The 12,156-nt window shown below is 63.0% G+C and carries 10 protein-coding genes; all 10 read right to left on the bottom strand.

Features of this window, described 5'->3' with window-relative positions; translation table 11 throughout:
• Window positions 1-160: 160 nt before the first annotated feature.
• Window positions 161-1,339 (bottom strand): MATE family efflux transporter, encoded by a 1,179-nt coding sequence (locus ABN034_RS22450; protein ID WP_349692977.1) that lies wholly within the window; start codon window positions 1,337-1,339, stop codon window positions 161-163.
• A gap of 137 nt (window positions 1,340-1,476) precedes the next feature.
• Window positions 1,477-2,361, bottom strand: a complete 885-nt coding sequence (locus ABN034_RS22445; protein WP_349692976.1) for a hypothetical protein — start codon at window positions 2,359-2,361, stop codon at window positions 1,477-1,479.
• A 370-nt stretch (window positions 2,362-2,731) separates the two neighbouring features.
• Window positions 2,732-3,463, bottom strand: coding sequence for a glycosyltransferase (locus ABN034_RS22440; RefSeq protein WP_349692975.1), 732 nt, complete (start codon window positions 3,461-3,463; stop codon window positions 2,732-2,734).
• Window positions 3,464-4,023: 560 nt separating this feature from the next.
• Window positions 4,024-5,301: a glycosyltransferase family 4 protein gene (locus tag ABN034_RS22435; protein WP_349692974.1), complete on the bottom strand. Its 1,278-nt coding sequence runs from the start codon at window positions 5,299-5,301 to the stop codon at window positions 4,024-4,026.
• A gap of 145 nt (window positions 5,302-5,446) precedes the next feature.
• Window positions 5,447-6,595 (bottom strand): non-hydrolyzing UDP-N-acetylglucosamine 2-epimerase, encoded by a 1,149-nt coding sequence (wecB, locus tag ABN034_RS22430; protein ID WP_349692973.1) that lies wholly within the window; start codon window positions 6,593-6,595, stop codon window positions 5,447-5,449.
• Window positions 6,592-7,713, bottom strand: a complete 1,122-nt coding sequence (locus ABN034_RS22425; RefSeq protein WP_349692972.1) for a polysaccharide biosynthesis C-terminal domain-containing protein — start codon at window positions 7,711-7,713, stop codon at window positions 6,592-6,594. Before ABN034_RS22425 ends, wecB begins: the two co-directional genes overlap by 4 nt.
• Entirely contained in the window at window positions 7,710-8,771 is a 1,062-nt protein-coding gene (locus tag ABN034_RS22420) for an SDR family NAD(P)-dependent oxidoreductase (RefSeq protein ID WP_349692971.1), read from the bottom strand. The genes ABN034_RS22425 and ABN034_RS22420 overlap by 4 nt, the downstream gene beginning before the upstream one ends.
• On the bottom strand, window positions 8,768-9,727 hold the full coding sequence (locus ABN034_RS22415; protein ID WP_349692970.1) for an NAD-dependent epimerase/dehydratase family protein: 960 nt from the start codon (window positions 9,725-9,727) through the stop codon (window positions 8,768-8,770). The genes ABN034_RS22420 and ABN034_RS22415 overlap by 4 nt, the downstream gene beginning before the upstream one ends.
• Window positions 9,724-10,992, bottom strand: coding sequence for a glycosyltransferase family 4 protein (locus ABN034_RS22410; protein ID WP_349692969.1), 1,269 nt, complete (start codon window positions 10,990-10,992; stop codon window positions 9,724-9,726). Before ABN034_RS22410 ends, ABN034_RS22415 begins: the two co-directional genes overlap by 4 nt.
• Window positions 10,989-12,125, bottom strand: a complete 1,137-nt coding sequence (locus tag ABN034_RS22405) for an MraY family glycosyltransferase (RefSeq protein WP_349692968.1) — start codon at window positions 12,123-12,125, stop codon at window positions 10,989-10,991. The genes ABN034_RS22410 and ABN034_RS22405 overlap by 4 nt, the downstream gene beginning before the upstream one ends.
• Window positions 12,126-12,156 lie beyond the last annotated feature (31 nt).

The following is a 12,156-nucleotide window of genomic DNA, read 5'->3' as shown; positions in this document are numbered from 1 at the left end:
GTCACCGCCGCGTAGACACTCAGCCGAGAGAGTTCGCCCAAGATCGCCCGAACTCCTCAGCCAAGACAGTCCAGCCTGGATCATGCCGATCGACTGCGGTGGACTGGAACGGGGCTGCGTTCCGCTCCGAGGTAGTCGTCGCAGCACTTCAGACTAGGCACTACTGATCGGTTGGAGCGACCGTAAATCGGACCGACGCCTGTTCCCCTGGTAACGACCGACTGACCGGTGGATCCTCGCTGAGCAGGGAAACATAGCTCCACCAACACAGCGCGGAGCCGAACAATGCCACTACAACCATTGCGTATGCGGCCCCATATGCCTGGAAAGCCAAGCCGCCAGCAACTACCAGGACAACGTACGCTCCGCCGATGAGGGCTCCTATCAGCAACGCCCTGCGGCCAGCTTGCTGTATCCGGTGCCCGTCAAGGCCTACGCGAGCGGCCATCGCAAGCATGCTCTCCACGGCGAGAGCTGCCAGAAGCGGCTGCGCAATCTGCCAGTTCGCCGCCAAGAGGGCCGTGCCAACGCTATCTGGCAGCATTGGAAGAATGAGCGCCAGGGGCAAGATCAGACCCGTCGCTAGGCCTGTCACTCGGAGCGAGGCCTGTAGCCGAACACGCTTGCTCGCTGCCTTACGTCGCGCAAGGTACGGGATCACGAGAGATGACGCAGCCACCTGCAACAGGGTTACGGGTGCAAGTACTGTGCGTGCAGCGGCGAGTGCCCCCACGACACCCGCACCGACCGTTACGGCCAAGGCTGTTGTGGCAAGCTGCACAGCCCCTGAAGTGAACATGAAGAGCAGACCGAAACTGGCGCATACCTTGGTCTCAGCGTGCCGAAGGCCCCACGCTGGAAGGATCCGACACCGTCGAAGGCGGGCTCCAACGAGCCCCAAGGCTGCACCCGAGCCCGCCCAGACCGTGAACAGAGCACATGGACTCACAGACAAGAACAGGCAGAGCAATACCGCTATGGCGGTCACGCCCACCCAGATGATCGCTTCGGCGAGCGCAGTCCCGGCTCTCCCCACGCCAAGACTTATCATCTTGTTGTAGTCGTACAGGACCAGGCCGGGCAACATCACACCTGTGATCGTGATGTATGGTGATCCCACGCAAGATCCAACAATCACGACCGCGGGCGCCACGGCGACACCAATTGCGCACGCCCTACCTGAGCCTTGGCGGAACGGCTCATTCGATGACTGAGCCGCGAGGACTCCATCCGTGACAATCGCCCGCGCTAGCCCGGTCACTAGAACGTAAATCGAGAACGCGACTGCAAACTCACCGACGACCGATATCGCTTCTGTACGCACTACCGCAAGCGACATCAGAAAGCTTCCCAGGCCGGCTAGTGCAGTGACGACTACAGCCGATAGGGCACGCCCCCTGGCGATGCGGCGAGCCGCTTGGAAAGCCACCAGGCCGGCCGCTCTGACTCGAGGCCGCGATGGAAGTGGCCGGCGTATCAGCACTTCTCACGACCGGCCGTGATTTCAGTACGGTCGGACTCACCGCCTGGTCGGGTCGACCGCGCCGTTGCGTGGAGAACTACAAACACTGGCACTGCCGCTACAGCATATTGCAGAACCATGATCATCGACTCTGGATACATACTTATCCAGGACAGAGGTTCGGCTATCACAAGAGAGAGCATGCACAAACGTAATGGCCCTGGCGCTCCTCTGATCCAGATCAATAGGGATGCGAATAGTGTCCAACCGGTATAGAACAGGGCCACTCCTGTGTCGCCCTCAAAGAAATATACGGTTCCCAACGCAAGGAAGGAGTAGGACGTGTTCTCAGCGCCCCCTCGAAACGCGTTAATTTCCATGCCCGTGGACAGGCGCGGGCGTTCCGGATCCAGCACCCGCGGTATCAAGCCGTACCGGACGATCTCTCTCAACCCAGCATGCTCAAGGGCCACTGGTACGTCGTACCAACTTGCCTCGGTGAGGAAGGTATCGAAACGAAGACGGCTGGTAGCGGTTACGTCCGCTGATACGTCGATACCGTTTGCCTCCCTCACCTCGTTGCGAAGTTCGAACATGGCCGGCCATGCAATAAGTACGATGGCAGCCACTGCAACGACCTGCTTCACTCGGATAACGCCAACAATGACGCCGAGGCAAATGACAAAGGAGAGGTACTGGACGAAGGGCGCCGTAATGGCATTCAGGAGTGCTGTGTAAACCTGGACCCCCACCAGTGCCGCTGACCACCCAAAGAAGCTCCGACGTCGCGAAATCCCTCCTATGTAGGAGGCGACGAGGAGGGCGAACGCCAGGTATCGCCATCCCTGTACACATGCAGTCAATGTGGCCAACGGTGATGTCGCGATCAGGCCGTCCACCTGCGTGGTAATCCTACCTCGACCAGCATAGCTTCCAATAGTGTCCGCCAGCATGCTTGCCGTCGCCACGACTCGGGCTATCAGAAATAGTCGGCAATCTCTGGAATTGGCTTGGACGAGTGCTCGTAGCCAATGGACCGAGGAAGGGACGGCTCTACGACGAACGATGGTCTCCACAACAACCGGCCCGATTGCCGCGAGTCCCAAGCAGTAGAAGATGAATCCAGTATCAGGATTGCCGTATATTAGTGCGACCGGGATAATGAACAAAAGGTAGGGCGCCGAGACGATTGCGGTAATCGGGTAGTACCTCAATAGCCTATGGGCCGCCAGCCTGGTATGCGGTGTGGCGGCATTGGCCGTCCCCAGACTACGGTGCGTCAATGCCATGAGACGCTCTCTCTGTCGCTCGCCTGGGGCTCCTGCCTACGAGCATGGCGCGATAGGTGTCGGTAAAGCGGTGCAGTGCGACGTCGGTGGAGAAGAGTGCCACGCAGCGTTCTCGGCCACGTGCACCCATCTCCTGGCCAGTTTGGTCAAGGACGTCCAGCACGCGCGCCACGAGCAACCTCCTGAGCGCTTCTGGAGAGGCATGCTGCACCAGCCATCCGGTAAGCCCTTGATCGATACACTCCTCCGCCCCGTGGGTTGCCGTCGCCACGACGGGCAGGCCACACGCCATCGCCTCCAGGACCGACAGTCCCAAGCCCTCCTCATAGGACGTCTGCAGGAACACCGAGGCACCGCGGTACAGATCCACCAGTTGCTCGGTGGACACGTTGGGGCGAACGAGCACTCGATGATTCAGTCCTTGCTCCACGATTAGCCTCTGCACGGACCGGGGGAGGTCGCCCCGGCCGGCCAGGACCAGGCGGGGCGCAGATGATCTGAAACGCACCAGGTCGCCATAGGCAAGGATCATCCGCTCCAGACCCTTACGGGGATCCCCAAGTCGGCACACCGAGAGCAGGTAGCCGTCACGGTGCCAGCCGATTGGCGACGGTGAGAAGGCCGTCGTATCGACACCCGGATGCGCGACGGCGACACGCGCCTGACCGATGGACCGCACCGCTCGAAGAATCGCACTGTTCTCGACAAGCACTACATCCGCCGCACGCAGGGCCGATCGTTCGACCCTGCCGGTACACCGGGTCATGACGCTCCGCCATGCGGTAAGCGGCGACACCGGCAAAGAAGGGTGCGATCCTCGTTCCCACGAGGCTAGAGATGCCATCTGCAGAACTACGGGCACACCAATCCCTACCACCACGCCAGCCCAGGCGGGTGAGCCGCAGACGACTTGCACCAGGTCGTAACTCCGAAGGCATTCAGTTATCTCTCGGCGCGGCCGGTACCGCATGAACTCGACCTCGACTGCGTTGGCCCCCCAGTGACTGCCGTCGAGGCCGTCACCGTCGCGTGTATGTAGACTCGACTTGAACCAGGTGGCAGGTCGGAGAATCCGGCGACTGGCGGCGTCCGCACTAGAAGTTGCCAGATCGTGGATGTCGACCGAGTAGTCCGCGGCGGACTCCAGCCCCTTGCACAGCCACTGGGCCAGGGATGGCACTCCACCGCCGGCACTAAGCCCATGAGTGACCAGTGCGATCCTCAACCGTGGCGCGGCGCCTTTGCCGTCACCCTGCGATTCCGTCACCACTTTTAACCCCTCCCTTCCATCGTGCCATTGATCGCAGACCTAACACCGCTACCGCCGGGATTCGGGATCTCCGCCAGGCGGAGCCGATCTAGAATATTGAGCTCAGAGCAATCCGAACGCCAGGCCATGTAGCAACGTCCCGCGGACTCCTTGGCCTGGCGTCGCTCCCTCGTCGACATTCCGGCAACCACCTCTATGCGAGCTGCGAGCGCAGCGGCGGACAGCTCGGGTAGCACTACCCCGCCACCTGACTCGAGGATCGACGACCATGGAGTCTCGTTCGAGCAGATGACTGGGCAACCCGCAGAAAGGCTCTCGAGAATCACATGGCCGAAGTTCTCCCCCAAGGTGGGAAAGACAAAGGCGTCATAATTTGCGAAGGTTCGACGGACATTCTCTGGTTGAATCTCTCCGCAATAAGCGACGGAGACATTCCTAGGCATTTTATTGACAAGACGCTTACACTTTTGCCAGTAAGCCACGTCCTCAATCGGCCCGTAGATGTCGAATTCTACGTGCCGTCGGACTTGGGAAAGCGCCTCTAGAACCAGCCGCAGATTCTTCTTCTCACTGATCCGCCCGATGAACACGAGCCTTACAGGCCCGCCATGAGACTCTGCTGTCGAGATTGGACTGGCTGGCACGGCACTACGTATGAAGTCGGCGCCACCAATCGCCACTTCCGCGTCTGGGAAGTGGACTCTGATGTGTCCGGCCTCTTGTTCAGTTGTAGGATTCCACACTATCGGCAGACCTTGCAGAACATGCCGCCAGATTGAGAGAAAGAACTTCTTCTTCGCCGCCTTCAGTGAAATGGCACCCGGTGAAAACTCCCCCCTCGGCGCGAGCAGGATTTTCCTCGCTTTGATCACTCGGAGTCGTACTGCCAGGATCGGCACTATAGAGAACTGTGACCAGACACTGTTGACGTAAAGTACGTCGAATGGCGTCGGGCCAAGCGTCCGCCTGAGTCGCATCCATTGCCCGAGTCGTCGAGCGTTGAAGTAGAAGACCCGGGCTCCACTGCGCTCGACGCAACGACCCGACAGGCCCGGGTATGGCGTACGAACTCCGAGGTCGCGGTCCTGGGTAACCAAGATCGCGTCGACATGTCGAGAGAGACCTTCAAGAATCTGCACAAGTGAGCGTATCGCCCCGCCGCCGCGGAACCCGGGCTCAAAGTAGCTAGACGTTATGAGAACCCGGAATTGCCGACGACTGTCTTGGAGATCGCCGAGGTTGGGACTCTCGGCAATACCAGGCTGCGGACGTTCCTTCACTCAGAAACTCCTACCCTGAGATGCGCTCCGATCTGACGAGTGAGCTCGCCTCGTCTAGACCGACACTAAATGGCTCGTGGACAGCAACTCGTATGCTCATCCGACGCACAGTCGGAGCGCCGTCGAGTGATCGGCATGGCGCCCATCACAACTCCGAGGTGCGCCACAGCTTCGGCCGAAGGCCAAGCCAGGTGGCGTGGACAGTGGAGAGACCCCGGATTAGTCGGCTGACCCGCACGGAGCAGTCCAGGACCTGGTAGCTACGAGGTATTCGCTGCCGCTCTCCTGCGTCCCACTGACGCACCACGAGGTCGACCGATTGTCCGATGTTGCCCGGCTCAATTCCGGTGAGGACAACCGTGCCGGTATCAAGAGCCTCCGGGCGCTCCATCGAGTTGCGGATCGTCACGGCGGGGAAGCCCGTAATCGCAGACTCCTCACTAATTGTCCCGCTGTCTGACAGCACACAACGCGCGCCACGTTGGAGTTTGTTGTAGTCGAGGAAACCGAATGGCTCCATGAACTCGACCAATGTGCTGTCTTCAACACCGCCGCGCTCCTCCAACTGTTTCCGCAATCGGGGGTGCCTGGTAACAATCACGCGGAGCCCCGATCGACGGGAAAGGTCCTCGATCGCGCGGAGCAGGATGTCGAGGTTGTCGGGGTCGTCGATGTTCTCCTCTCGGTGCATCGAGACAAGGAAGTATTGACCGGGTTGGAGCCCGAGCCGAACGAGTGCGTCTGATTGCTCAATCCGATCGTTGTACGCGGCGAGGACCTCGGCCATCGGTGAGCCAGTCACGAAGACACGTCGAGTCGGGAGGCCTTCTGCAAGTAGGTTGTGCCTGGCATGTTCGGTGTAGCAGAGATTGAAGTCGGCTACGTGGTCTATGACGCGTCGGTTTGTCTCCTCTGGAACGTTCTCGTCGAAGCACCGGTTGCCAGCCTCCATGTGGAATACCGGTATACCCAGCCTTTTGGCGATCAACACGGCTATGCAACTGTTGGTATCGCCCAAGACGAGGACAGCATCGGGGCGTTCCTGCAACAGGATGGGTTCGATGCCCGCAAGTACGCCACCCAATACGGCGCCGAGCGATGTTGCCGGGACGTCTAGCCAGTGGTCCGGTTGACGGAGGTCCAACTCCTTGAAGAAGACGTCACTGAGCTGGGGGTCCCAGTTCTGTCCCGTGTGAACCAGGCAATGGTCGACCTCCGCTTCAAGACGGTTGATCACGCGCGACAGCCGAATGATCTCGGGCCTGGTTCCAACGATCGTCATTACCTTGGTCATGCGCCCACCTCGGCGACCACGCCATCCCGGTCCACCTTCTCGGCGTAGGTGTCCGGGTTGTCGGGGTCGAAGATCGTGTGCGTCCAGAAGAACGTCACGAGCTCGTCAGCGCCGGTGTTCGTGATGTTGTGCACCCACATCGTCGGCATGTCAATCACCGCTGGTTCGTCGCCGGCCACGTCGAACGACACGACTTCATCGTGGAAGAGTCGCCGGAGCGAAATGCGAGCCCGCCCGCGGAGCACGAGGAAACGTTCGATCTTGCCCAGGTGGAAGTGCTCGCCTCTCGTCACGCCAGGAACCGTCTTGGAAATGAAGCTCTGCCCCTGGCCCCCGTGTGCGCGTACGCACTCCACCAGGTCACCACGGTGGTCGCTCTTTGTTGGGAGCGAGACTGGGTACGCGTGCGGGAACATCGCCGCCCGTAGCGTGTTGAAGAGGTCCACGTCGAGCTGCGTGGCCAACGGCGGGATGTCGCCCGATCTGTAGAGGCTGTGCGCCTCGCTCAGTGTCTGCCACACAGCCGCGACCGAAGTAGGTTCACCCTGGGGTCTGATCGTCGCGGCGCTAGCCACATCGATAGCGTCCATCAGCGCCTTCGCGGCCTGCTGGACGTGCAACAATTCGACCTGGCGGTCGTTGATCTCCGGGACCACACGGTTCGCCGCCGCGTGGGCGAACGTGGCGACGAACGAGTTGTATCTTGGCCGGCCGTGCTCTCCGAAGAGGTTGGGTAGGACGACATCGACGAACGGCGATCCAACGGATGTCGCGGCCGCCGCCAGGATGTCCCGCCCCTCGGCCTTCCCTCGACCGTACGGCGAGTCGTTTCCGCACATGATCGAGTTGGCAAATGCTAGCCGTGGAGCATCCCAGCTCTTCCGCACGGCATTGGCGACGGCATGGGCAAGTTCGACGTTGCCCTTCTCGACCTCGCTGTCGGATCCACGGTTCACACCGGCGACATGGAAGATCACGTCGGCGTTGCGCACCTGCCGATCGATGGTATCGAAGTTGCGCCGGTCGATGGGAACGATCTCGTGGCTGGTCAATGCGTGCAGACGCGCCCTCAGGTGCCAACCGAGAAATCCGCCAGCGCCCGTGACGACGACCTTCATTCGACTGCCTCCTCGAGTAGCGCTTGCATTTCAGGTAGCATCAGCAACAGGTCCTGCACTTCGTCGATGTCGAGTTGACTGGTGTTGTGGGACGTGTAGTCGTCCAGGCTCCGCTCCTCCGCCATCCCCTCGTCGAAGAAGAGCTCGTACTGCAACGAACGGGCGTCGAGCGGGACCCGGAAGTAGTCGCCCTTGTCGACCGCCCGGATCCGCTCCTCGCGGCTCAGGAGGGTCTCGAAGAGCTTCTCTCCATGGCGGACGCCAATCACTCGGATCTCGGGCTCGTCGACCTTCAGCAGCCTTGCGACCGCTCGGGCAAGAACCTCCACCGCGCAGGCCGGCGCCTTGCGGACGAAGAGGTCTCCGTTGTCGGCGTTCGCGAATGCGTACTCGACCAACTCGACCGACTCGTCCAGGCTCATCAGGAACCTCGTCATCTGCGGGTCGGTGACGGTGAGAGGTTGTCCGCGCCTGATCTGGTCGACGAAGAGCGGAATCACCGATCCCCTCGAGTACATGACATTCCCGTACCTCGTGATGGAGACTGTCGTCTGCGACTGTGCGTGCTGACGCGCTGAAGCCTGTGCAACCTTCTCCATGAGGGCCTTCGACATGCCCATGGCATTGATCGGGTAGACGGCCTTGTCAGTGCTGAGGCACACGACCGACGTCACCCCGGCCGAGATGGCCGCCTCCACGACGTTCGCGCTGCCGAGGATGTTCGTGCGCACCGCCTGCGCTGGAAAGAACTCGCAGCTGGGCACCTGCTTGAGGGCGGCCGCGTGGAAGACGAAGTCGGCGCCACGGACGGCGTCCTGGACGCTGTCCAGGTCGCGGACGTCGCCGAGAAGGAACCTCAGCCGCTGGTCGGACAGACGCCTGCGCATGTCGTCCTGCTTCGTCTCATCCCGGCTCAGAACCCGCACCTCACCGACCCCGGTGCGGAGCAACCGACGCACCATCGTCGAGCCGAACGACCCCGTGCCGCCGGTTACCAGCACGCAGCCCGAGTCCATCGGCGAGGGTGATTGGCTCATCTCGTTTCCCAGCTCGGTCACGAGCCGTCCCCCACTCGTACGTTCGAGTGCACCGTCGACGCCAATCGGCGCCAACCTTCCTTGCCCACAGGCGGCTGCCAACCCTTCGTCGCCAGCCAGCCCCTCTCCTGGTCCTGGCCGAACCACACCATCTCGAGCCTGCGTGCGTGACCCGCGATCCTGACGTGCTGCCTGCCGGCCCAGCTGGCCGCTGTCACCAGCCTTCGGGCGACACCTGTCGGGACGCGGCGCGGCTCGCGGCCGCCAAGAACTCGGAGCAGTCCGGCCGTCGTCAACCCTTCCCACGGCTGGAGGACGATCGGTGGCGGTGTTTCCAAACAGGTGGCGACAAACGCGACGGCAGCGCCCACGTTGTCGACCAGGACCTGTGGAGTCGGACTCTGGCCCTCTCCTGCGACCGATGCGGCCTTCGATGCGGCCAGGCGGGCCAGGCTTTGCGTGACGGACCGGCTGGGCCCGTGCACCGATGTGGGCCGGAACAGCACCGTGTGCGGGCGGGGACCCATGCGCTGCAGGCTCTCCTCGGCTAGCACCTTCGATCGGGAGTACGCGGAGAACGCATGCCGGCCGTCCGACTCATCGAGCCTGTGGCGTCGTCCCTGCACTGCGGCCGAACTCACGTGGATGAGTCTCTTCACCCCGACTTCACGGCACGCGCGTTGGACGACCAGTGGAAGTAGCGCATTTGCGCCGCACAGCGAATGCCAGTCGCCGCCAGTAGCATCCGCGACCCCGGCAGCGTTGACCACGCAATCAGCTCCGTCCAGGCAGCGACTGAGCTCGTCTATCAGGTCGTCTCGGGCTGACAGTTGCGCGAGCAGGTCATCGCTGGTCGTACCGCTGGAGGTCAGTCGTGGCGCCAGCACTCTGTGCACGTCGATTCCCGACTCGCGGAGATGTTCAGTGATCGCGGTGCCGACGAATCCGGTCGCGCCAAGGACAGCGACCGCCGTCATCGCAGCGCTCCTCGGTGAGCCCTTCGGGCAGCCTTGCGACCATGCCGGGCCGTGCTTGCCCTGGCCAGCGTGTCGGCCAAACGCGTGGCGCCCACCGATCGCGACAGGTGCCGGTGGTAGTAGGCGAAACCGTTGTCTCCCATGGCCGAACGCTTCTGCGTCGAGGCCGACGCCATGTCCGCGATCGCTCCTGCGAGTGCGTCCGGCTGGCCGGGACCAACCGAGATGCCGGCGTCTGCCTCGGCAACAAGCTGTGCCGCGGCTCCGGGTGCGGCGCAGACAATCGGTGCGGCACACGCCATCGCTGCCTGCACCTTGCTGGGCAGCGTCGTGGCCAGGAAGGGATCTCCGCGCAACGACACGAGCTGGGCGTCCGCCGACGCGATCACCTCGGCCATGTCGGACAGGTTCCGTGCAGGAGCGAACTGCACGGTCTTTTCCAGGCCGAGGTTCTCGACCCGACTGCGCAGCCCGGATTCGGCGACGCCTCGACCGACGAAGGTCAGGCGGACGTCGTCACGATCGCGCAGGAGATGCATCGCGTCGATGGCGTTGCCGAGGCCCTGGACCTCGCCGAGACCGCCGGCGTACATCAACTCAAACCGAGAGCGATCAGTGCGCTGATGTGGTACGGGCCTGAACACCCCTTCGTCCACCCAGTTGTAGACCGTGACCAGCTTGTCATCGTCGACCCCACGGTCCAGGAGCAGGTCGCGCATTGCGGGTGAGATTGCCACGACCGCACTGGCCAGGCGGTAGATGCTGTCGCAGTAGCGGGAGAGTTGGCGGGTCATGAAGCGGTTCGCACGCTGGCTACCGACGAAGCCGCTTGCGGTGACCGAGTCGGGCCAGAGGTCCTGCACGTACACAACGAACGGCACCCGAGCCAGCGCCTTCAGGAAGACGGCAGGAATGGCAACGGTCGCGGGCGTGCAGTAGACGAGGCAGACGTCGCAGCCCGCCAGCGCCAGCGACGCCGCGGTCGCCGACGCAGCGAACGACACATAGCTCGCGATCCGCTTCTTGGCAGAGTCATCGTGGTTCGGATAGTGCAGGACTCGGGTCAGGTGCGCCCCGTCGACAGCCTCCCGCCGGACCAGCCCACGCGGCCGAGGCTCGAGGAAACGCCCGGTCGGATAGTTGGGGAACGCCGTCAGGACGGTCACGTCGTGACCGGCATCGACCAACGCGTTCGCGACTGCGGTCGGATGAGCGGCCGCGCCCGGCTCGGGGCTGTACCACTGGGTGAGGAAGCCGATCTTCACTGCCTGGTCAACTCCCTGCTGCCAGGTTGGGCGGATCGGCTGTGGCGACCAGGCTCACTCCCTGAAGCCGGCATCATTCCGTGGACCGAGCGCGGGGACAGAACGACGCCATCCGGTTGGACCGAGGGAACAACCGGTGGTGGCAGGGAGGTCTGCGGGCCGTGGATCGCCTGCGGCAGGAGGAGGTAGCAGACGGCACCGATGACAAGGAGCAGCAGCCCGACCGCCACGTCCACACTGTTGGCCACCATCGACACCGCGCAGCACGCGAGCGCCGCGAACGCTGACAACATCGACGACTGAGTGTGGCTCCAGCCCCCGTCGACGAGGCGCTGGTAGACGTGGTCGCGGTGCGCCTGGCGCCAGGGCCGACCGGTGGCAATTCGGCGGGTCAGCGTCCAGCCGGTGTCGACGACGTACACGAGAAGCGGCGCGGCCGCCGACCACAACGGCACGCCTGCCACGGCCGCCCACAGGGCGAGACCGGCGAGCGACATGCCGATGGCGTACGCACCTACATCGCCGAGAAAGACCCGGGCCCGCGGCAGGTTCCACGGAAGGAACCCGGCGCCGGCGCCAGCGACGGCCAGGCCGAGGACGCCAAGCTGCTCGACCTGCCACTCCCAGCCGACATAGACATACCAGGTGCCGGCGACCACAGCGGTGAACGCCGAAATGCCGTTGATGCCGTCCATGAAGTTGTACGCGTTCGTGAAGCCAGCGAGCCAGAGTGCAGCGAGGAGGATCAGCGGGCCGAGCTCGAGCCCTGTCAGTTCCGGTGCGCCGGACCGGAACACCCACAGCGCGAGGGCAAGACCCAGCGCGAGCTGGATCGCCAGTCGAGTGAGTGCACCGACGCTCCGAATGTCGTCGGCGAGACCGAGCAGAGCGGAGAGGCCGAGAGCGACGGCGACGACCGCCCAAGGTATGGGCAGTCCGACGAGCCAACCGGCGATGACGCCCAGCCAAACGCCGCCCACCACCGCGATGCCTCCGCCGCGGGCCGTGGGCGACCGGTGTGAGGAACGCCCGTTGGGGACGTCGACAACGTACCGGCGCAGCACTGGCAGCAGCACTCCCTGCAGACTGATACAGGCCAGCCCGGAAGCCAGGACGATCGCTGCCGTGGTCACCGTGCCACCCCCTGTACACAACACCCACGCG

This window comes from Actinopolymorpha sp. B11F2 (assembly GCF_040195635.1).
Lineage (GTDB): Bacteria > Actinomycetota > Actinomycetes > Propionibacteriales > Actinopolymorphaceae > Thermasporomyces.
This window is presented reverse-complemented; position numbering and strand designations above follow the sequence as displayed.